Annotated in this window: 15 protein-coding genes; 6 read left to right on the top strand and 9 right to left on the bottom strand. The window is 61.7% G+C overall.

Annotated elements, in window-relative coordinates:
* Nucleotides 1–54 precede the first annotated feature (54 nt).
* Entirely contained in the window at nt 55–567 is a 513-nt protein-coding gene (locus H7692_RS13800) for an SOS response-associated peptidase family protein (protein ID WP_227340365.1), read from the top strand.
* Nucleotides 568–590: 23 nt separating this feature from the next.
* Entirely contained in the window at nt 591–1,154 is a 564-nt protein-coding gene (locus H7692_RS13795) for an alpha-ketoglutarate-dependent dioxygenase AlkB (protein ID WP_227340364.1), read from the top strand.
* A 273-nt stretch (nt 1,155–1,427) separates the two neighbouring features.
* Here the strand turns inward: H7692_RS13795 and cysS are convergent, their stop codons facing one another.
* From cysS to H7692_RS13780, 3 genes are all read right to left on the bottom strand, one after another.
* Nucleotides 1,428–2,876: a cysteine--tRNA ligase gene (gene cysS, locus H7692_RS13790; protein WP_227340363.1), complete on the bottom strand. Its 1,449-nt coding sequence runs from the start codon at nt 2,874–2,876 to the stop codon at nt 1,428–1,430.
* Between the two features lie 331 nt (nt 2,877–3,207).
* Nucleotides 3,208–4,236, bottom strand: coding sequence for an IS110 family transposase (locus tag H7692_RS13785; protein ID WP_227340362.1), 1,029 nt, complete (start codon nt 4,234–4,236; stop codon nt 3,208–3,210).
* A gap of 199 nt (nt 4,237–4,435) precedes the next feature.
* The gene (locus tag H7692_RS13780; RefSeq protein ID WP_227340361.1) at nt 4,436–7,861 is read right to left on the bottom strand and encodes a P-loop NTPase fold protein; all 3,426 of its coding nucleotides are present in this window, start codon (nt 7,859–7,861) and stop codon (nt 4,436–4,438) included.
* A 392-nt stretch (nt 7,862–8,253) separates the two neighbouring features.
* Between H7692_RS13780 and H7692_RS13775 the strand changes: the two genes are divergently transcribed.
* Together H7692_RS13775 and H7692_RS13770 are read left to right on the top strand one after the other, a co-directional pair.
* The gene (locus tag H7692_RS13775) at nt 8,254–9,465 is read left to right on the top strand and encodes an RNA polymerase sigma factor RpoD/SigA (protein WP_227340360.1); all 1,212 of its coding nucleotides are present in this window, start codon (nt 8,254–8,256) and stop codon (nt 9,463–9,465) included.
* A complete protein-coding gene (locus H7692_RS13770) occupies nt 9,466–11,073 on the top strand; it encodes an NERD domain-containing protein/DEAD/DEAH box helicase (RefSeq protein ID WP_227340359.1) in 1,608 nt (535 codons plus the stop codon).
* Here H7692_RS13770 and H7692_RS13765 read toward each other — a convergent pair.
* From H7692_RS13765 to H7692_RS13745, 5 genes are all read right to left on the bottom strand, one after another.
* On the bottom strand, nt 11,054–12,772 hold the full coding sequence (locus tag H7692_RS13765; RefSeq protein ID WP_200934944.1) for a hypothetical protein: 1,719 nt from the start codon (nt 12,770–12,772) through the stop codon (nt 11,054–11,056). The two genes, H7692_RS13770 and H7692_RS13765, sit on opposite strands and share 20 nt — an antisense overlap.
* Entirely contained in the window at nt 12,769–15,864 is a 3,096-nt protein-coding gene (locus H7692_RS13760; RefSeq protein WP_227340358.1) for a helicase C-terminal domain-containing protein, read from the bottom strand. The genes H7692_RS13765 and H7692_RS13760 overlap by 4 nt, the downstream gene beginning before the upstream one ends.
* A 207-nt stretch (nt 15,865–16,071) precedes the next feature.
* Entirely contained in the window at nt 16,072–17,736 is a 1,665-nt protein-coding gene (locus H7692_RS13755) for a DNA cytosine methyltransferase (RefSeq protein ID WP_227340357.1), read from the bottom strand.
* A 498-nt stretch (nt 17,737–18,234) separates the two neighbouring features.
* A complete protein-coding gene (locus H7692_RS13750) occupies nt 18,235–18,480 on the bottom strand; it encodes a hypothetical protein (RefSeq protein ID WP_054586744.1) in 246 nt (81 codons plus the stop codon).
* A gap of 416 nt (nt 18,481–18,896) precedes the next feature.
* A complete protein-coding gene (locus H7692_RS13745) occupies nt 18,897–19,322 on the bottom strand; it encodes a DUF5990 family protein (RefSeq protein WP_054586743.1) in 426 nt (141 codons plus the stop codon).
* 576 nt (nt 19,323–19,898) lie between these two features.
* Here H7692_RS13745 and H7692_RS13740 point away from each other — a divergent pair.
* On the top strand, nt 19,899–20,102 hold the full coding sequence (locus tag H7692_RS13740; RefSeq protein ID WP_054586741.1) for a hypothetical protein: 204 nt from the start codon (nt 19,899–19,901) through the stop codon (nt 20,100–20,102).
* 102 nt (nt 20,103–20,204) lie between these two features.
* Here H7692_RS13740 and H7692_RS13735 read toward each other — a convergent pair whose 3' ends face one another.
* Nucleotides 20,205–20,618 carry a MerR family transcriptional regulator gene (locus tag H7692_RS13735; protein WP_054586740.1) on the bottom strand — a complete coding sequence of 138 codons (414 nt, stop codon included), beginning with the start codon at nt 20,616–20,618 and terminating at the stop codon, nt 20,205–20,207.
* Nucleotides 20,619–20,700: 82 nt separating this feature from the next.
* On the opposite strand from H7692_RS13735, the gene H7692_RS13730 reads away from it, so the two are divergent.
* Nucleotides 20,701–21,354, top strand: coding sequence for a cation transporter (locus H7692_RS13730; protein ID WP_054586739.1), 654 nt, complete (start codon nt 20,701–20,703; stop codon nt 21,352–21,354).
* The last annotated feature ends 2 nt before the right edge of the window (nt 21,355–21,356 follow it).

Below are 21,356 nucleotides of genomic sequence, written 5' to 3'. Positions count from 1 at the left end.
CGCGGTCGTTCCCTGCCCCTTGCGACTCATCTTCGTTCCCATTATGTTCCACATATGGGAATGGCGCCAACCCCTTTCGATCCCGATGCCCCGGACGGCGGACGCCGTGCGCTCATAAGGCGCAATCCCGAGGATGAAAACGAGGTCGAAATGGTCGAGGCGGTCTGGGGAAGCGATCCGCGTTTCTCGGACGGCGTCAATTTCCGTTTCGTCCGCTCCGAAGGCCGCGCCTTTCCGAAGCGCCGCTGTCTGATCCCCGCGTCCGAGTTCCGCATGGGCACCGGCGACCAGCGGTACAGGGTCACGCTCGACAGCGGTAATTTCTTCTATCTCGCCGCCGTCTGGGATCCCCCGCTCGCCGACTGGCCGCTGTCCTATCGGATACTCACCATCCCGGCCGGGGCTGACGTGATCCCCTACCAGACACGGCATGGCGTTATCGTCGAGCGGCGCAACGTCATGCACTGGCTCGACGGTACGCTGCCCAACGAGGTGCTGTTCGAAGAGCCGCCGCGCCACACGTTTTTCGTCGAGCCTCTTCTCGCGCAAGCCGATCTGCCATTGTGACAACGCAAAGCTTGGATCGCACTATGCTCGGGCGCCAATCCGATCTGTTCGGCACGTCGCTTCCTGCCGGTCTTAGCTACTGCAATGATTTCGTCGCTCCCGGTGAGGAGCAAAGTCTGATCACTCTTGTCGAAGCGGCAAATCTTGCCCCGTTCCAGTTCCAACAATGGGAAGGAAAGCGGCTTACCCGCTCGTTCGGCTGGACCTACGATTTCCAGACGGGCCTCTTTGCGCCGGGCGACCTCATTCCCGCGTGGCTCGAGCCGCTCCGCGAACGCGCCGCAGACTTCGCCGGTCTCCCAAACACCGCTCTCGAACAAGCACTCCTCATCCAATACGGGATCGGTGCCGGGATCGGCTGGCACAAAGATCGCCCGGTATTCGAGCATGTGATTGGCGTCTCACTCGGATCGACGGCTAACATGCGCTATCGTCGTCGATGCGCCGACCGGTTCGAGCGCCGCACGGCCGAACTCGCGCCACGCTCGATCTATCATATGCAGGGCGAGATTCGCGACGAGTGGGAACACAGCATTGCGGCAATGCCCACCCCACGCTGGTCGATCACGTTTCGCAGCCTTCGATGATCCGCAGAAGGTAACGCGCTACTCCATCCGACTAAGAATCTTTTGGCGCTGCCGTACAATCATCGATCTGTTCGCGAAGCTATCCGCGCCTTGCGACCCAGGAGAGCTCTTCCTTTCAGGAAACCCGAGATCTTCATCTGACGCCCGCTCGGTAGCAATCGGGCGGGCGTCTTTTTTATCGCGTCGTTCGATAGTTGCCAGAAAATGTTCAACGAGCTTTTGGCGAAAGCGACATGTGGGCGACAGGGACTTGAGCCTACATTCTGGTCGTTTCTAATCGACGTATGAGCGCCAATCCCAGCCGAGCGGGTCGCCGTCCATCACGTCGACGCCCGCGGCGATGAGTTCGTCGCGCAGCGTATCGGAAGCTGCGAAATCCTTGGCAGCTCGCGCGTCTTTGCGGCGCGCGAGCGTTGCCTCGATTTCGTCCTCGTCGATGGTTGCCGCCTTCGGACGTACGCGTAGGTCGGAACGGTTGATCGTCAACAGGTCGAGGCCGAGCACGACATCCATTGCGGCGAGCGCTGCCCGCTTCTGGCCCGCGTCGATCTTCTTCATCGCCGCTGCTTCTTCGAGCAGCGTGAGCGCGACGGGCGTGTTGAGGTCGTCGGACATCGCTGCGTCGAACTTCGCCAACAGGTCTATAAGGCGCCGGTCGGTCGCTTCGGACGGTGTCGCGTCGTTTACCGGCGCGGCGGCCATCACCAGCCGTTTGAGGCGCGTTAGCGCCGCACCAAGGCCGTCCCAGCTGAATTCCAGCTCGCTGCGATAATGCGCCTGCAGGCACATCAAGCGATAGGCGAGAGGGTGGTAGCCCTTGTCGACCAGCAGCTGCACGCGGAGGAACTCGCCGCTCGATTTCGACATCTTGCCGCTGCGGTCGACGAGGAAATTATTGTGCATCCAGATGCGCGCGCCGCTGGCGTCGCTGCAGCTGTGCGCCTGGTTCTGCGCGATCTCGTTCGGATGGTGGATCTCGCGATGATCGATGCCGCCGGTGTGGATATCGAACGGGAAGCCGAGCAGCGCTTCGGACATCACCGAGCATTCGAGATGCCAGCCCGGCGCGCCGCGGCCCCAGGGCGAATCCCATTCCATCTGCCGCGTCTCGCCCGCGGGCGTCTTGCGCCAGATCGCGAAGTCGGCGGGGTGACGCTTGCCGTCGACGGGGTCGATGCGGCTCTCGCCCTCGTCGGTGCCATGGCGCGCGAGGCGGCCGTAGTCGGTGACGCTGGTGGTGTCGAAATAGAGGCCGCCGTCGAGCTCGTAGCAATGCTTGTCGGCGATCGCCTTCGCAAAGTCGATCATCGCCGGGACGTAGTCGGTGGCGATCGACCAGTGCGCGGGCTGGCGGATGTTGAGCGCCTTCACGTCGGCCCAATAGGCCTCGGTATAATGGCGCGCGATGTCCCAGATCGATTGGGCGCGTTCGGCCGCGGCCTTTTCCAGCTTGTCCTCGCCCGCATCGGCGTCGTCGGTCAAATGGCCGACGTCGGTGATGTTGATGACGTGGGTGAGCTTGTAGCCCTTGTACGACAACGTCCGCCCGAGCGTGTCGGCAAAGACATAGGCGCGCATATTGCCGATATGCGGATAGTTGTAGACCGTCGGGCCGCAGCTATAGACCCGCGCCTCGCCGGGGTGGACGGGCTCGAATGTTTCGAGGCTGCGCGTCAGGCTGTTGAACAGCTTGAGCGGCACGGAAGCATGGGCGTCGGTCATAGCCGCCCATGCCCCGCGCCGAGGCGCCCAGTCAACCGAACCACGGGAGTCTCATTCTGGCCGTGTGTGGACGGCCCTCCGTTGGCAAGCGGTTTCTGGAACGATGCGTTTTGCTGGTTGGTGCAGCCATGTGTCCGGCCTGTGATGCGGCCTTGTCATGCGCCGCTGGCCATGATGCCTTTCGCGCGGATCGGGTCCCGACCAATTGCTCGCACTCGAGGTGCACCGGCCAAAATGGGTTTTCCTGATCCGGCGGTTTCAACCGGCTTTGTGCATCAGCTCCTGTCCGCCCTTCCCAACCTCGGCGACGCCTTGCCCGGCGCCTGATCTCCTATGCGTGCGCGACCTGCGGTTCGCGGTAGTGCTCGCCGCTCGTCATCATGGCCCAGACCATGCGCGCGGTCTTGTTCGCCAAAGCCACAGCGGCAACCTTCTTCGCACGCCTCTTCATCAGCTCGATGAGCCAGGCTCGTTTGCTGCCGTGTCGTTCGGCATGGCGTATGACGGCCATCGCGCCGACCACGAGCATCTGACGCAGATATCGGTTCCCCGCGCGCGATATGCCGCCGAGCCGCTCCTTGCCGCCACTGGAGTTCTGTCGCGGGACCAAGCCGATCCACGCGGCGAGGTCGCGGCCCGTCTTGAACATGCGCGGATCAGCGACGCTGGCAACGAACGCGCTCGCAAGCAGTGGGCCTACGCCGGGGATCTCCATCAGGCGGCGCCCGACTTCCGTCTCGCGGGCGCTCGCGCGGATGCGCCGGTCGTTCTCGAGCACCTGCTCCTTCACGACCGCCAACTGCGCGCCGAGCATCTCCAGGCACAGCCGAGCATCGCCGGGGATGCTCTCGTCATCTCTATCGGCGATGATCGCTAGCAGTCGTTCAAGGCCCATGCGCCCGACCGGCGCCACGATCCCGAACTCCGACATATGCGCCCGCATCGCGTTCGACAGCTGAGTGCGCTGACGGTTGAGCATCAGCCGAACCCGGTGAAGCATCATCACGCTCTGCTGCTCCGGCGTCTTCACCGCGACGAACCGCATTGTCGGCCGCGTCACCGCCTCACAGATCGCCTCGGCGTCGGCAGCGTCGTTCTTTCCGCGCTTTACATAGGGCTTCACATATTGCGCCGGCATCAAACGGACGTCGTGCCCCAGCGCGATCAGCTCGCGAGCCCAGTGATGCGAGGTGTTGCAAGCCTCGATACCGACCAGGCAACGCGGCAGCTTGGCGAAGAATGGAACCACCCGCGCTCGGCTCAGGCGCTTGCGCACGACGACCTCGCCTGCGGCATCAATACCGTGGACCTGAAACACCGACTTCGCGATATCCAGCCCGATCGTCGCAATCTTCTCCATCGTGACTCTCCTTCCAGCTCAACCCACGGAGCATACCGCAGGGGGATGGAGAGCCGTCCACGACATCAGTTGCGGACTGACGGCTTCACGACGTCGAACAGCAAGAGCGGCCTTTTGCTCCTTGGAGACGCGGGCAGGTTCGCGGCATCACCCCAAATCGAACCATATGATTTCGTGCATTTCGAGGTGTATGTTCCAATCAACCGCGCGGCCGCTGCGTTTTGGCAACGCCGAGCTGCGTTCGCAGTGCATCGATCTCCTTCGACATGCCGTCGACCTTTGCGTCGGCGTCGAGCTGCTCGGCCAGAGCCGCGCGTGTCGGCGCCGGCGCCTTCGCGATGGCCGGGGCGAGGAAGGCCGAACGTGTGACAAGCCAAGCCCGACCCTCGGCTGATGGAAGAAGGCGCATGACGACATATCGCACAAGCCGGTCCGCTTCCTCGCCAAATGCTCCAAGGTCGAGCATGGCCTGACCACCCGCACTGAGAATGCCGAGCAACCCATCGGCTTCATCGACCGAAAGCAACCGATCGCGAAGGCGGCGGAGCAACATGCTGCGCTGCGCCGGGGTCAGGAATTCGCCGAGCGCAAACCATTCGGCGTCGATCCCTGCGAGCGCGACGACCGGCTCGGCCAGAGCTTCGTGCAGCGGCTCGCCGATCTCGATCGCTTCGCCGAAGCTCGATCGGAAGAGGACGGCGAGGCGAGCGGCGGGCCCCCGATCGCGCACTGCGGCTGTCCAACCATGCGCATCGACAGCCATCAGCTGCGCTTCCAACGCCGCCTTCAGCCGGACACGGTCGACCGCATCGGAGCGCGCCAGGATCGACGCCACAAGCAGATAGGTGGAGCCGAGATCGAGCTTGCCGAATTCCTGCCAGAATCCCGGTCGTCCTGCGGCATCGCCAATGCTGCGGGCGAGCATCTCCGTACCGACCAGCGCCTCCAGCGCGTCGGCGCGGAGCAGAAGCCAGTCGGTATCGAAACCCTGGCTGGCTCTCTGTTCGATATCGAAGCGCACGGCGGCATCGACCAGCCTCTCGAGCGAGGGAAAGCTTTCGCGAGCATCGAGCAGCCATCCGAGCGGTGACGCGGGAAGATAGCGTGCAAGCGGCTCGCCGAGTTCTTGGGGAAGGCCCGGATGACGCGCGATAATATCGTCCCAGGCTTCGCCGTCGGGGGCACCGAAGTCCTGCTCGCGCAGCAACATGAGCGCTAGGAGCTGGCCCATAGCCGGGACAGCCGCTTGCGCCTTCGCTTCGGCCAGCAGGCGCGCTAGGTTTCCGCCATCGAAAGCGCGCTGGATGAAGCCGGCCCCTCCCGGCGCCACGGCAAAGAGCGAGCCTAGGATTTCAATGGCCGCCATAGAGGAAAAATGCTCGAGCGAGTTTTGCTCGACGATCCCGCAGGCGAAGTCCGCGACGCCGTCCCAGTCGATCTTGCCATTGGCGTTCATCCGGATCGTCTCGGGCGCAGAGAGCGCCTTTACGACAAGAGGGACATCGTCGGCCAGATGTTCGGATTGCAGCGCTTTGGTGATCCATTCCGCGATGGACGCCGCACCGAAATCGCTTCGGATATGCGGCCGTAGCGCGGCCGGGAGGGCCATGATCAACTGGAAGAACTCATTGCCCTCGGTGGGCAGTGCCACCTCGGGCATCGGGCGGCCTTGTGCCTCCGCCGCCCTGGCCAGCGCCTGCATGGCTTCCGAGAATTCGCGCGCGCGTTCGGAATGGACCGGGCTCGCGCCTATCGCATCGTAGAGCTGCGCCGCAGCGCTAGCCAGAAAAGCGTTGCCGCTTGCCGCCTGCGGTGTGAGAGCCGCAAAGACATCCGGAAAATCCGGGCGCCACTGTGCAACAGGCCGCGCCTCCGGCCACATCATTTGCAACTGCCCGAGCGTATCCGCCGCCCAATATTGGTCAGCGACCGGGCTGCGCGACAAAAGCAGCGCCGCATTGGCAATATAGGCACCGTCGAGCGCCTCGCCGCCGACATCGCGCGGCGGAGCAAGCATTAGTTCCTCGGCGACAGCGGGGGCGCCGGGGCTCGTCACGAGCCTGTCGAATTCTTCCTGGTCGAGCGCATGGATTGCGGCCACCAGCGGTTCGCCGAGCGCCGCCTGAAACGCCTTGCCTGGCTCGACGCCATAGTGGATCGCGAGCAATTGGCGTTGCCAGTCGACACCGTGCGCATCAAGATCGGGAAACTCCAGCTTGATGAAGGCGACTGGATCGTGCGCAATGTCGTCGCGATGCGCCGCGAACAGACTCATCGACAGAAGATGAATTTCGCCGCCCGGCCACTGTACCGCGATCGCGGCGACCATATTCACATATTTCACGAGCTTGCGCGGCGTCATACGGCGCCATGCCCATCCACGCGCGGCGACGTCATCTCCGTCTGGCTTAGCTGCATTCGCCCGCTCGAGGATCTTGGTGGTCCAGTAGATATTCGGATCACTGGCGAGCGTATCGAGCGCCTCGCGCATCCTTGCGGCCAGAAACTCGCGCCAGTCCGACCGAACCGGCTCGCTCACCTGGAAGGTGATATCGAACGTCTTGTCGATAAACGCATCCGCAAGCTCGCCGGCCTCTTTCTCGTGCGACTTGGCGATCATGCGCTCGATCGCAGCACTGTCGATCGGAACGACGACCGTCGGCGCGCGCAGCCCGTCGGCCTTGAATGCCGCATTGTTGCCGAGGAAGAGGCTTCGGATGGTCCCCCAGAGCAAAATCGCATCATCCTCGCCGAGACGATCGAGATTGTCGATCACGACGACGAGGCGACGTTCCGCCGACTTGCAGGCTGCCAGCAATTCGTTGAATGCCTCGCGGAACTCGATCGCGGTCGGGTCCGGGCTGATCTTGGTCACATTAACGGCATTTTCCACCGAATGATTGGTGAAGAGCGATAGTATCGATTCTTTCCGATGCGGGCTTCGATGGCGGGTCCAGAAAAGCTTGTGCCGGATGAACCGGCGCCCGTCGCGAACCTTCAAGCTATGGCGCCAGGGGCGCCAGCAGATATAGAAGGCAATCGCCACGAACATGGGAGCCGCGACGCACAATATTGCGAGCAGCAGCACCTTCCAAGCCATGGCTTCGGGTTTTGTGCCAAAGACCTTGTCCACGAGGTCGAAATCGAGCAGCGCAAGGCCGACGGGCACCAAGGCGAGCGACGAAAACAGCCATTTCCCGGTCGGAGAGAGGTGCCGCGTCGTGTCGGTCACCGTCTCCTCCGAACGCCCGGCGAGCTCCGCCAACCGGACATTCCAATGGTCGCGATCGATCACTCCGGGGATTGTCTCGAGATCGGCAATCAGCTCTTCGAGGAAGGCACGGCGCGGCGGATCGTTCTGGTGAAGCCAGGCATCATAGGTAAAGACATGGATGGGGCCTTCGCCGGCCGACGGCTCGAGCTCTTCCCGAATGGCGTGGACGACGGTACTCTTCCCCGTACCCCATCCTCCAAGCAGGCCAACCACATTGATGTTGTCGGCCTCGCGGATCACGCGCGAAACAGCGCCAGCGACACGCGAATGCGATCCGAAGGCGTCCGCCTCGGCCGGTTGATCGGCAAGAGATGAAATCCTGGGCCGCGCGCCCTCACTGCTGTCGGTCATGCCCCTCCCCCTTATGTGCCCACAATCTTCGCTGCGCGGCAATCGACATATAGGGTCAGACTGGCGATTGATAAAGGCGATGTCGCGCGCAGCGCCTTTCAGCCCTCAAAAAAACGCTTCCGAAACGGAGCAATCAGGAACTGGTACAGAATGTCGGATGCCAGCCAGTGGGTTTTTGCAGTCCTAGTGCACCCCAGCCTTGGCCGATGTCGGACTGGCAGCTTTTGGGTATTACCAGTGAAATCCGACCTTTGTTCAGATTCCTTTGGGGCGTTAATCCGACCGGACCTTTATCTTTTGTTGTGATACCGTCTCCCCTCTGTGATGCTGTCGCCGCCTACGCGGTAGGCGATTGTGTCGCGCGGCCTGCTCGCCGGGCCAAAGGGGGGCACGTGGAAAATGCGGAATTGGGCGCAGGAGACGGGTTAGACGTCGACCGCGTCGCGGAAGAAGACGACGACGACCTGATCGAGCTTCTCTCCGAAGGAGATGAGGTAGATTCGGACGACTTCGCGAAGATCGTTCGACCGGATTTCGTCGCGAAGGCGTTCAAGGCCCTTTCTGCCGACGCGCAGAGAGGGGGAGGATCGCTTGCGCGTAGCGATGTGAACCGCACCTACCTACGCCGGAAGCTGTCGATCGCCGAGTGTGTCGAGATCGAGACCCTTTTGGCCTCGGCTGGCTATCCCATCGTCGAAGAGGAAGAGGAAGCATTAGATCAGGGAAGCGAAGGTCCCGAAAAAGGCCGGCGGAAGTATCGCTATCTGAATGAGGTCGAAGAGCGGGAGCTCGGTCGTCGGATACAACTGTCGCTTCAACTGCCAGAAGATACGGCCGGCCTTGACGCGGCCTATGTTACGCGCGTGCGCGCGGATGCTGATAAGGCGAGAGCGACGTTCGTCGCTGGGAACCTTCGGTATGTCGAAATGCTCGCGCGCCGTCGGGGCCAAAAGAAGCACCTTTCGCTCGAGGATCTCGTCCAAGAGGGCGTCATCGGTCTGATGCGAGCAACAGACTTGTATGATCCAGAACGCGGGTTCCGTTTCAAGACTTATGCGACGTGGTGGATCGAGCAGCGAATCCGCCGGGCGATAGCGGATGGTGACCGATTGGTGCGGCTTCCCGTTCATCTTCAGGAGAAGATGACCAGGATCAGGCGCGCCGAGGCCAGATTGACTCTGGCCAACGGAAAATCTCCGACATCAGATGAGCTTGCGACAGCGATAGGGATAGACTCCGAACGCTTGATGAAGCTGCTTTGGCGAGTGCAGGCGACGGACTGCATCGAAGGGGACGCACCGATCGGCGAAGACACAACCCTGCTCGCTCTCGCGGCCGACCCCGCAGAATCGGCTTTCGACATTGTCTCCTATCGGGAACTGCAAGAACGCTTCAGTGACATCCTGACGACGCTGACCCCCCGCGAGGAGCGGGTGTTGCGGATGCGCTTCGGCATAGGCTTGGACCGAGACCATACCCTTGAGAGCGTCGGACAAGAGTATAGCGTCACACGGGAACGGATTCGTCAGATCGAAGCGAAAGCGCTTGGCAAACTACGCCATTTCGTTCGGAGCACGCGCCTCCGCGGGTTCTTGGACAGCTGAATGGCGCGGTATATCGGCCTCGGCTCTGACGAACCCATCGAGGATTCCGAACGCAGGGTCGCGGAGGCTTTGCGCCGGCTCCCCGACGGGTGGGTCGTATTGCATCACGTCAGCTGGCAATCGAAGCGCGGCGGCCGCCAAGGCGACGGCGAGGCGGATTTCATCGTCCTCCACCCCCGCAAAGGCGTGATCGTTCTTGAAGTGAAGGGAGGTGGCATCGACGTCGATCGCGGCCGTTGGATCACCACAGATCGCTTCGGGAAACGCCATGACATCAAGAATCCTTATGAACAGGCGACAGCTTCGAAGCATGCGCTGGTCGGATGGCTCCGCGACCATGGTCTGGGTGCACGCGTGCGCGTCGGCCATGCGGTGGTCTTCCCACACATGGACGCTGTTCCATCGGTCGGTCCGGTTGCACCCTCACAAATCACCATCTCCAAGACGGACCTTTTGGACATCGGCGGCGCCATAGCGCGCTGCTTGGCTCACTGGTCGCTCGAAGCGAACCTTCCTCCGAAAGACGTAGAGAAGGTGATTTCCTTGCTTGCGCCAACCGTGTCCGTGTCACCTACTTTGGCCAGCGCAAGTGGTGACGCTGAGGCTAACCTGATCGTTTTCACAGCGGAGCAGATCGAAGCGTTTTCCCGATTGCGGGCCCATCGCGGTGGATTGATCCTCGGAGGAGCCGGGACAGGAAAGACCGTTCTCGCAATAGCGCGCGCGCAACAGCTGGCTAAAGACGGGTTCAGGACGCTGCTCGTCTGCTTCAACGAGCTGCTCGGGGCCGAGCTAGCCGAACGCGTCGGAAATGGACCGGATCTCACCGCTGGCACGTTCCATTCGATATGCCTCCGGGAAGCTCATCGGGCCGGCATCCCTGTCTCAAACAAGCGCGATCAGGCGTGGTGGGAAGATGAGGCACCGTCAGTCCTGATCGACGCGTGCTCTTGCAATGAGACGATCTACGATGCGATCGTGGTCGATGAGGGTCAGGACTTCTCTCCGATTTGGCTCGACGCGCTCCGTTGCGTGACCCGGGGCGTTGAGGCAGCGCCGTTCTTCGTGTTCGCAGACCCCCGCCAGGACCTGTGGAGGCGCGGTTGGGATCTTGACGCGGCATATCCGTTTGTCTGGGAACTCACACGTAACATGCGTAACACCCTGCCGATCGCGAAGCGTGTCGCCGCGATCGTAGGTGGTGACGCACAGGGGCGTGGTATCCCGGGCCCCGATCCGATCTGGCGGACATCCGAAGGCCCGGCCAAGGAGCGGGATATCGTCAGCGCGGTCGAAGACCTTCTGGACGAAGGGTTTGGCCCGACTAATTTGGTCGTCCTATGCGGCTCTTCCCGGATGGCTGAGAGGCTACGGGAGCGCTCGATCGGGCCATTCTCTTTCGGACTCTGGGGGAGCCGCGGACTACCGGTGGAGACCATTGCCCGGTTCAAAGGCCTTGAGTCCCAGGCGATCATCCTCGCCCTGGATGGCCCGTTCGCGGCGGACGGACACGTCTCCGCATATGTCGGGATAAGCCGCGCCCGTAGTGTACTTGTCGTTGTCGGCGACACAGCGGACATGTCCGAGCTCAGCTGGCAGACGTCGTGACGTCGAAATAACCGAGGCCGCCGGCTAGAGCCTTGCGGGAGAGCCGGGTATTGAACATGCGGCAGGACGGTTCGCCGAGATGCAGGCAGACAGCACAGGCCCCGCCGGTGTCCTCACAACCCGGGTCGAGGGCGCATCGATGTTCATCATCGACCATCCCGTCCAGCAGGAGATGAAGATCGGACTCGAAAAGCGCTTGGAGTCCCCCGAGCACGAAGTCGCCACGTGCGGCGGCATAGACGAAGAACGAAAACGCCGTCGGTAATACGACTTCTGAGAGGGCGCTCCGCTCGATCCCGGCGTAGACCGCCGCTCTCTTGATGAACGCATGCGAGATTGAATGCACGAGTTCGATCACAGCTTCCGTTAGGTCGTTAGGCCTGTCTGCAGGGCCCATGGCCGCCAGGATCGTCTCCGCCGCTTCCCGGTTTCCGGAGGCGTTTGGTAGCGCGAAACCCTTTCGGAGCAACCAACTCAGGACCATGACCGGGTCTAGTTTTACCAACAGCGCTTCCGTCTGCGCTAAATCCCCATAGACGATGTACTCACCTGTCTTCTCCCTATAGGTGCGCAGCCTGCTGTCGCCAGGGTTCGGTTTGCCACGGGTGTAACCGAACTGAGCGGTGAGTACCGGAAACTTGTCGATCAGTTCGATCCGCTCGATCCCAGCGCGTCGTAAGGCGCGTGGATATTCAGCCCGGTATTGGTCGCGGAGCATCTCGGAGGTCGACCGTGCGAGAAGGTCTGCGATCGTGATCCGACTCTCGAACGTAGCCAGCGCTACCTGTTTAGCTTGGCGTTCTGCATCTGCGCGCAACTCGGGGTCGAGTGCCAGCGTGCTCTTCCCGGACTCGGATGTGTCGGGCATCGCGGATATCATCGCGGATATCGTCGCGTCGTCGAACCCGCGATCCTCAAGCAGCTTTCGGATCGAAGCAGGGTTCTGTGCGGCAGCCGACTCCGTCAGCCTCCTTCCAACCATGCCTTCAAGCATCCATTCAAGCGCGCGCTCTCCCCCGCCTGCTTGCTCGATGCGGATGAGGATTTCCCGGCGAGGAGGATTGATCATGCTGATCCCGCGCGGCTTGAACACGTTGCCGGAACGATGGACCGTGAACGATAGAGCCCCGCCGAGCGCACAGTCGCAAGATGCTCCAAACCCTCGGTTGATGAATGTCCCTGGCGGGCATTCCGGACAATAGAACACAAGTTCGGCGGCTGATGCTGTGCCAGGGAAACGGACCGCCCGTTGCTTGTGCTGCGGACACTTGGCGACGTAAGGCGTTTTGATCGCTCCGCAGGCCTCGTGGTAACCCACAAAAGGCAACTGACCACGGCGCGCGGTCGCGCCGCACTTGCATCTGCCCATCGCGTCATCGTGCAGGCGTTTACAGCGCTGGCACATGAAGAGCCGGGGAAAAGGTTCGCAGTAAACGCCTTCTTCGCGGTTCAGCGCGTGTACGCGGACGGGCCGATGAGCCAACAGATCATCGACGAAGCCACCATCCTGACTTGGACTCGCTTCCTTCCATGGATAGGCTGCGCGGATCAGCTCCTCGCGAAGCGCGCCCGTGTCGATTGCATTCACCGTCTTCGGATCGTTCCATCGCTTGACTTTCCAGACGCCGCCGCCGGCGTCGACCGTCTGCTCGGGAAGGTGACCGAACAGTATCTGCGATCCGCTCCTATACTCCTTCATAGGGTGCTGTTCCCTTTCAAGGGTGCCTGTTCCTCCACGTCGCGCAGCGAGGTCATCGGTGCACCGGTCGGTGACGCGTCCGAAGGGAACCGGGCATCAGCTGGGGGTTCGCGCAGATTGCGCGCGAAGCCATCAAACCAGTCATGTAATTGCGCGCGCATGAACTCGTCATGTTCATCGATCCCGATGTCCGCGGCGATCGACCGCTCGTCGTCGGCGAGCATGTCGGGGTTGGCCTGGGAATACCGGTTCAGATCCCTGATCATAGTGATGCGGGCCTTGGAGGCGGGTTCGTGGATAAGATTGATCCGCGCCATCTCGAGACCGGAGACTGTCCTTTCCAGCACCCTCCGACTCTTACGAGTGATCGGGATCGGCTCGACGAAACGATCACCATGCGACACGAATTCGGGAAAAGCCCGATAGACGCTCGCATCGCGCTCCCGCGTCATCTTCGGAACGACCACAACGAGCGCCGGCCATTTACGACCCACACGGGCAGTAGCTTGGATGAATTCCGCTACGCCGAGCGGGAAGGCCAGCATGATCATCACATTGAGGCGATCGATATCGACGCCATGCGACATCATCGATGACGCTGCGATCAGATGCAGCCGATCTTCGTAGCGCGGCTCGGCGGTCTCCAGGCGATCAAGTGTCCGTTTGACCTCGTCGAAACCGACCCTTCCGGTCAACGTCGCGACGTTCGGCGGCGGCTCGAGTTCGGCGTATTGTGTCTCGGATGACCGGAGAACGGCATCGATATCTTGCAGTGTATTCCCGTAGATGACGTTGGTGCCGTAGAGATCGACGAGGAATGGCGCGAAGCCGACATTGATCGAAAGCTCTTCGCACAGCTGTTCAGGATCAGTGAAAAGCCGACGGATGGAGCGCTGGAGCGTGACGATCAGACGATCCACCACGAATTCCACCGTCAAGCGACGGGGCGCGAAGGCGACGTAGCGCCGCATCACCTGGCCGGAGTCTGCGGCCCAAAATCCTTGCCCGTCAATCGGCGGCGGCTGCGGGAACACCCTCGCCTTGCGTCGATAGAGCACGTCCACCTGTTTGGTGTAACCGGAGAGCGTGGCAGACGAAGCGAGTATCTTCGGTTTTTGCCCGGTGAGCTGCTCCTGGATGCCGTCGAGCGCGCATTCGTAATGCGCGTCGACCGCCCCGAGGCTGTCGCGCAACAAATGCAATTCGTCCTGGAGGCGGAAACTCACCGGATAGAGGGTGGCCGCCATTGGGAGCGGACCAGGCGCTCCGCCCGGACAATCGGGGACGAAGCAGCCGTTCGGGAAGGTGCTCCGTGTTGCGTAGGTATAACCGTGGCCCTCGATCCTGCACCGCCCGTGAGGGCTAGCGACCAATCCTCGCATCCCGGTCTGGCGGGAGATGTTGGCAGCCTTGTCCAAGGTCCCGATGACGATCGTCGGAAGGAAACGCCAAATCTCGTCATCGATCACATGGATCGGCAACGGCTGTCCCGCCGTCGGACACGAAGCGTTCGAGCAGATGTGATCGAGGCGCCACAACAGGCGGTCAAACTCAGTGCCCACCGTCCGCTGGCGGCAGAACGGACAGCGATCGAGCAGCAGATATGGGTCCTGTTTCTCCTCGACCGTATCAGCGTCGACACCGCGAGGCGAAGCTTCCTTCAGAATCCGGTTGGGCGTCGCGGCCCCACCGACGAGAAATCCGAGCGAGAAGGGATCGCCCTTGAGACCGATATCGCGGCGCACAATCTCGGCGGCGGCGAGCGCGTTGGCGAAACGTTGGGTCTGCTGAAGGGACAACAACCGCAACGGAAACCGCGACCAAGCGGTGATGCCAGAGATTTTGCCGCGTTTCCTGTCCAAGAACGCGGCGGTCAGAAGGAGTCCGAGATAGGTCTCGGTCTTCCCGCCACCTGTCGCGAACCAGACGATGTCCACGATCTCGGCCTCTGGGCGCGGATTGACCAGGCATTGAAGGTTCGCGAGCAGGAACGCGATCTGGAAGGGCCGCCACTCATCATATTTTCCCGCAGCCGATATGCGCATCGCCCGATTCATGAGCTGGAATGACGACCGCAGAATCTCGTCGGTCTCCAGCGAATGGACTCCTGATCTGATGCGATCCAGTTCCGACTGGAAATCCTCTTGGGCCTCGCTGGCCTCCTGACGCATGCCCTCGGACCAGCTTTCGGAGCGCGCACGTTGGGCGAGCGCCTCGTCAGACCAGACTTCAGAGGACCAGGTCTCGAAGGATCGAAGCAGGGCCCGGGAGCTCTTGACCGGGTCTTCCGCCAAACCAGCGAAGGTCAGATCAGGCTTCTGCTCGGGTGAGGGCCAGAACGTCGGACGCTCCCGGGTGTGCGCAGGGCCGTCGCTGGTCCGGATCGTGCCGTCGTTCTCGATCGTGAAACCGCAATTGATCCCATACGCCTGGACCATCCGATCGTAGCGGAATGAGTCCGGCAGGGTCTCCAGTTCGAAGGGCAGGCGTTGAAGTCCTACCACCTCGAGCTTGGCCTCGAAGAAGCGGCCCTCCGCGTAATCGGCGACCTCTTGGCTCGTGTTCACGAACGTGACCTCGAGTGCCCGGGATGAAGGTGTGCGCCCGGTTATGCGGACGCGCACATCCCCGCTGAGGCCCGATGTCCCGATCGTGGAAAGCGCGTCGGTGATCACGTCAGCGCCGAAAATCTGATCGCCTTGCCGGTCCTCGACTACGATAGGCAGGCTGACGCCCACGGCCTCCACCTTGTCCCAAGCCCAGCGAAGGCCTGCCCCATCGTCTGACCGCCGCCGCTTCCACAGACGACAGCGAATCCGCACCTCGAAGGAGAGTGGGAACGCTGTCGCGGGCCTGATCCGGAGACCGATGGCACAGGGCTCCAATCGGTCCTGACGTTCGTCCGGCCGAGTGACGAAATCCTTTGGCCCCAGGCGACCGAGCCAGAACCGGCCGGAAGGATCGACTTGCGATACTTCCTCTTCGTCGCCACGCGCTTCGATCTTCACGCGCCGTTCGAGCCACGCCACGAAGCGCTCGGCCGCACGGTAGCGAGCTGTCTCGTCGTTCGGGTCTTCAAGCAAAGTCATCATCCGCACCCCCTCCCGACGAGGTGTGCGGGAGCAATGGATACCTATCAGACGTTTTCTCTCATTGGACCAAGGAAATCGACCAACTCGTCGATCAGATCAGCTTTGTCGTTCAGCCCGCATTCCCAACGGGTAACCGCGCTGCGCTGTCGAGGCGTAAGACGATCAACCGTCTACTCGATATGGGGATGGAGAGTGTAGAAAGCTCGTTCATAGCGAGGTCCGGCGTTTCCGGGCGTGCCCGCTATGCGTGCGGGCGAAAAGCAACGGATTGACAGTCGAGCCGATAAGTAGGCCCGCCAATATCCTCGCTGAATTCCTGGCGAGCTTGGCTAGGCCCGGCAACGCCGCCGCCGATGCGCCATGATGATGTTGGATGATTGCCTCGATCAACCGCCATGCCTCCCCGGAATGGGGCGCGATCGCATGCGCCGTCGCAGAACCGATCTCGTCCAGCTTATCTAGCAGCATGAACGCGCGCGTCCCTCCCGGTCTCCGGTGCGTCCAGACGGCCTGCATGTTAGCGATGTCGGCATTCTCGACGAACCGCCTGATCCGCTCGAGAGAGGGGGCGACGGCGGATTTAATCGCCGGCGAGGCAGCTAGGTCGAGATAGCCCGCTGTCTCCTCGCTCAACGGGATGGAATGAATCGCCTTGGAGGTTCCGAAATAGAAAGCCATCTTCCAAGTGACGATGTCGCTGGTGCAGTCATTGGCGAGTTCGAACCGGACACCGCTCTTCAACTGCAGACTGGGCACGGCGAATTTGAATGTCCTGTTCGCGGGATAGCGTGCGCCAGCTCGATCCGGCGGCGTCTCACGCGGGATCGGCTTCGGGCGCTTGAGATTTCTAGCCGCACGATAAAGCGAAGGTGCATCTTTGACTTGTCGCCCTTGGAGCACATAGCCCATCAGATATGAGAAGGCAGGAGGGACCGCATTGCCGATCATCCGCAACTTTTGGCCATAGTTGGCGCCATAGAATTGGAAGGTGACCGGGAATCCCTGCAAGCACGCTCGCTCGCGCAGCGTGAGCCGCCTGTAGGCTTCGCTTCGCCCTGGGACGGCGATGACGATACTCTCGCGTGATACCCGCGTGCATGTGGCAGTGATCGTCCGAACGGTGCGATCCATAGGATCAGGGAACGGCATTGAATTGTAGACAGTATGCGTCATTTTGTTCGCCCGGTTGATCCGGACCTCTTCCGCGCTCAGCAAATCCTCTTCGACGTGATCGATCAAGTCCGACCGCGGAATCGATAGGCCGTAGAGCGGATCGACGACAGGACTTTCGGCTAGCGCGGTGACCACCGCGCCAAGTGTCGGAGCATGCGCTGTGGACTTGAACGATTTCAGCAATTCGACGTCGAAGTTTCCCGCGATACACCGGTGCCGGCGCTGCGGAATACCATATTCGGCCATGTCCACGACATGCGTGGCGCAACCGAGATGTGCGAAATCGGCCAAGACGCCGCCTGGCTCAAGTTCCTTCTGGATAATCTTAGCGACCCGAGGGACGTTCTCCATCGCCCACATCCGCGGCTTCAGATGATCGACGATCGTCAGGAAGCGGATGATGTCCTTTAACCCATCCGCGAGATCGCCGCCACCGCCCCGATTGCTGTAAGAGAATTGCGTACAGGGAGGGCTGCCGACGACGATGTCGATGTCGCTCGGAAGATCTTCGACCGCCAATCGGCGGATATCGACGGTCTGGGCTTGATGGGAATTGTTCTTGAAATTGGTCTCGTTCGCGGGCCCCCACAGCTCATAGGAAGCGACGACTTCGACGCCGGCCAGTCGTAGACCGAGGGACCAGCCGCCGACTCCCGAGTAGAGGTCGATTGCTCTTACAGCCTTTGCTTTTTTCGCCATACCGTCTCCCGGTCCGATGCCCGGCGACCCTTGAATAGATCCTCAACGCATTTGGCAAGATCCTTTAGCGACTGTCGGTCAATTTCGGGATCGCGGCCAAGATTACTCGCTTCGCTACGCTCGGCATAACCGGCAGCATCTGCTCGTTTCGGCCCGCCGTCTCAAGTGGCTCAGGCACCGCTTACTATTTGTCGGCAAGAAGTGCCTTTTCCGCCGATCTACCGCCCTGAAACTTCATTCCCAGTTCCGCCAGTGTAACCCGAGACCCGACGTAATCGAACGTCGGCTTTCAATAACAGCGATCGCCGTGCTGAACGGCCGATCTCGGGCGCGAAGCGGTCGCAGTATCCAACATTAAGTAGCAGCGGCGAACTCACCTTCTGCTAACCAGCACCGCAGTTCCGCTATTTCGTACCTTTTGTGCAGTAGTGGCTCCACGCCGACATGAGATGGCGCCGCTTCTCCAGCAGTGCGCCGCGCCGATAAGCCGCCTCTGTTTTATCCTTCACTGCATGCGCCAAGGCCGGTCCATAGGCGGTTCTCAAGGTCGATCTCATCCCAGACCGCGCCCCTCGCCTCTCCCGATCGAACGGCCGTCGCGATCGGGAATTCGAGAGCGAGCCGGCCCATCGTCTCCTTCTCGCGGAGCATCATCAGGAAAGCAGCAACATCCGAATAGGGCATCGCGGCATAGTGCTGGCTGTTCTTCGGTTGCCGCGGAAGGCCGCGCGTGACGGACTTCATGGAAATCTCGGTCTCGCGATATCCTTTTGAAAAAGCCCAATCGAGAACCACACCGTGGCTTTCTCTGGATGCCTCTGATCGTGTGGGGAACACCCCCTGGTGGCAGGGCTTGTATCGAACATGGATATTATATTATTGTTTTTATTATATTTTTATTGTCGATTTGAGGCACCACCCCCACACTCACCCCCACATTTTTGACGATCTAACGCTTGTTCGATTAACCGAGAGATGAGAAAAATCGAGTTTTGGCCGAGCCGTGGACCCATTGCAGACCGAGCCTTTGGCGCTTGCTGCCATTCAGCTTTTCGGCGCTGTGGACACAATAGCAGAGGATTCATCTGAGGCGGTGAACAGAAAGCTTGCCACAATGATGGCAAGTACCGCCCCGAACGCCTACGCGAAAATGAAAATCGCTACGCCATCCGCCGCCTCATGGGCTGCACGGTAGCGCATGCCGGCGTGCCGTCTTTCCCCGTGCCGATGATCGAGATTTCAATTCGGCCCGAGCCGACTGGCGCCTCATCGAGCAATCGCTGCTCGATGTCGTGGATGTCGATCTTCATCCGCCGGCTCCAAGGCGAACTCGGGTCGCCCGCCATCTGACCGACGCAAATATAGACGAACCGGCGCTCCGGACCTTCGCGCCGAACGAGATCACCGAAGAATTTTGGTCCCGGACCGACGCGGATGATGAAATCGAACGTCAGCGGCTCCCCGGCCGCCGAAGACTTGGGGTCGAGCGGATGATTGCGCTTATCCTGCAGGCTATGGAGCACGCCCACCACCGGTTGCTCGATGACGATGCGAAAGGGAATCGCGCTCTGATTGGCCCGGGTCATTGCCGATTTATATCCCGATTGCCGGATGGCTCAATCGCGCCAGCCCGACAATTGTTCGACGCTTTCGACATTCAGGACCTACGTTACAGCACGGACGGCGAGGATGGGTCGCCCCAAAGTGACTGCGCAATTCCCCGCTTGTCGCGCCATTCGATGACGCTATGTCTCGCAACATGCATTCCGTTGCACGCCAGTTCCTCCTGCTTCTTGTCATCGTGGCGCTTGGGGCAACCGGGATTGGCACCTGCGCCAATGCGGCGGCCGCGGAATTGGCGACCGCGGCCATTCCATGCGCGGACATGACGATGGCAGACCAAGACCCTGTTGCCTCGTCGCAACAACAACATCCCGGCCAAAAGCTTCCTGGTTCCGACGGGACCGATGATTGCGCACGCAAGTGCCATGGGCCAGCGTTCGCGGCGCCCCTCCCGCGCCTTTCCGATCAACCGATGATGCTCGCGGTGTGGCACGCGGCACCCCTCTCCCACTTCACCGGGATCGATGCACCGCCCGCCACGCCGCCGCCGCGCTTGGCGTAAACCGCTTCATCAATCACTTTTATTCAAGGAAAACATCATGTTGAATCGTGCCTTCGTGAGCGCGCTCGCGCTCGCTCTTGCCGTGCCTGCCTTCGCTGCCGAGGCTCCCGCAACCGCGGAAAAGCCGAAATGCGAATGCTGCGCAAAAATGGAAGGCGACGCCAAAGACTGTTGCTGCTGCGACAAGAAGAAGGCGGCCGATGGAACCCAGGGCGAGCATAAGGACCATGCCGCCCATTAAGGCGTGAAAAGGAGCAGGCGCCGGATTCCCGGCGTCTGCTTTACGCGCATCGCGCCCGCGCCCGATCGCGACCGGTGCGCTGTTTCGAACCCCATCCCGTGCCTAGAGCGCGAGGTCGGTACCCGCGATCGCCTCTATCACCCGGCATTCGGCGGCCCGCCCGCCCTCGCAGGAGGTCGCGACCTCGGTTAGCGCCCTCTGCAAGGTTTCGAGCCGCGCGATGCGTATGCCGATATCGGCGAGATGCGCCCGCGCGATCGCCGCAGCCTCGCCGCAATCGCGATCGGGCTGGTCCGAAAGCGCCAGCAGCGAGCGGATCTCGGGGATCGAAAAACCGAGCTGGCGGCCATGGCGGATGAAGGCGAGCCGCCGGAGGTCGGCCGGATCATAGCTTCGCCGTCCGGAAGCGGTGCGCAGCGCCTCGGGCAACAGTCCGATCTCTTCATAGAAGCGGATGGTGTTGACCTTGGTGCCGGTCTCTCGGGCAAGGTCGCCGATCGCGAGCCGCTTCGTCATATTGCGCTTGATCCTCCAGTGACTGGAGGATGTATAGGCTGGCCTTGTCCGGAGTTGAAGGCGGCAAAGGGACGATGAGGCGATGACGGCAAGTTCGGAAAGCGGCGATGGCTGTGGCTGCACGGGAGACCCGGTGCGCGCGGAAAAGGACCCGGCCTACCGCCGCGCGCTCTGGATCGTCGTGCTCCTCAACCTTGGCTTCGGCGCGATCGAGATCGTCGGCGGGTTCATCGCCAACAGCCAGGCGCTGAAAGCCGACTCGCTGGACTTCATCGGCGACGGCACGATCACGCTGGCCGGCCTCGTCGCGATCGGCTGGACCGCGCTCGCCCGCACGCGTATCGCCTTAGCCCAAGGCCTGTTCCTGCTGTCGCTGGGCATTGGCGTCATCGGTGTCGCGCTGTGGCGCGCGCTGACCGCGGTGCCGCCCGAAGCCGAGCTGATGGGCGGTATTGGCGTCGCCGCCCTCCTCGTCAACCTCACCTCGGCCGCCGTCCTCTCGCGCTTCCGCGACGGCGACGCCAATGTCCGCGCGGTGTGGCTGTTCAGCCGCAACGACGCGATCGCCAATGTGGCGGTGATCATCGCCGCCGGCCTCGTGGCATGGACTGGCCAGGCCTGGCCCGACTTGGCGGTCGCCGCCATCATCGCCGCGCTCTTCCTGCATTCGGCCTATGAGATTCTTCGCAGCGCGCGGAGCGAATTGCGCGAACTGTCGACTGTGGCCGGACAATAGGG

Origin of the sequence: Sphingopyxis sp. P8 (assembly GCF_020622175.1) — a bacterium.
GTDB classification, from domain to species: Bacteria; Pseudomonadota; Alphaproteobacteria; order Sphingomonadales; family Sphingomonadaceae; genus Sphingopyxis; species Sphingopyxis jiangsuensis.
This window is presented reverse-complemented; position numbering and strand designations above follow the sequence as displayed.